The following is a 610-nucleotide window of genomic DNA, read 5'->3' on the forward strand; positions in this document are numbered from 1 at the left end:
CATATTCAGCAACCCTGTTGGGAGCAAAACAATTCAAAGGCGAAATTGACGGTAACAAAATTGATTCTTGCACAGTTTTGGTAGCCAGCCCAATGCCGGCAAACGGTAATTCCGTAGGTTTTACCGCAGCAAGCATGAAATTTGGCGATAGCCATAATTTCGAAAAACTGAAAAACCTTAAATTTCCTTGCGCGGTTGATGTAACCGTTGCCATGGAATCAACAGGTAAAGGCCTTGCTCCTAAATTGCTTGATTTCCAAGTTAAAGGCGCAGCGCCCAAAGCCTAAGAAAGGCTGAATCATGAGTAAGTATCAGCAAAAATTTATTGTTCAAGAACTAGAAAATCATGAATTCATCTATCCCGATCCATTCGGCGATATTGGCTTTACGCCCAACATTAAATCTGCCGGTCAATATGAAAGCTATGAAGACGCTTTTAGTTCGGCGATTGAAGAAATCGGCGGCGAATTTTTAATTTTCAGTTTTTATACAAAAGAAGATTAATTTTAAGAGGCTCGGCGGGCGGTCTCTAAACCTTCACATAGCCCGCAAACACTTTTTTTTAAACATTTCGTTAAGGAAAACATCATGAAGTTGATGAACACTTGCC

The 610-nt window shown here is 40.3% G+C and carries 2 protein-coding genes; both read left to right on the forward strand.

Annotated elements, in window-relative coordinates; all coding sequences use genetic code 11:
* Nucleotides 1-14 precede the first annotated feature (14 nt).
* On the forward strand, nucleotides 15-287 hold the full coding sequence (locus tag HMPREF2700_RS07750; RefSeq protein WP_083303974.1) for a hypothetical protein: 273 nt from the start codon (nucleotides 15-17) through the stop codon (nucleotides 285-287).
* Nucleotides 288-300: 13 nt separating this feature from the next.
* Nucleotides 301-504: a hypothetical protein gene (locus HMPREF2700_RS07755; RefSeq protein WP_049336678.1), complete on the forward strand. Its 204-nt coding sequence runs from the start codon at nucleotides 301-303 to the stop codon at nucleotides 502-504.
* Nucleotides 505-610 lie beyond the last annotated feature (106 nt).

It is taken from the genome of Neisseria sp. HMSC068C04 (assembly GCF_001810105.1).
In the GTDB taxonomy this organism is placed as follows: domain Bacteria; phylum Pseudomonadota; class Gammaproteobacteria; order Burkholderiales; family Neisseriaceae; genus Neisseria; species Neisseria flavescens_B.

Coding starts and splice junctions, on each gene's coding strand:
- HMPREF2700_RS07755 (WP_049336678.1), top strand. CDS start 301: ATGAGTAAGTATCAGCAAAAATTTATTGTTCAAGAACTAGAAAATCAT.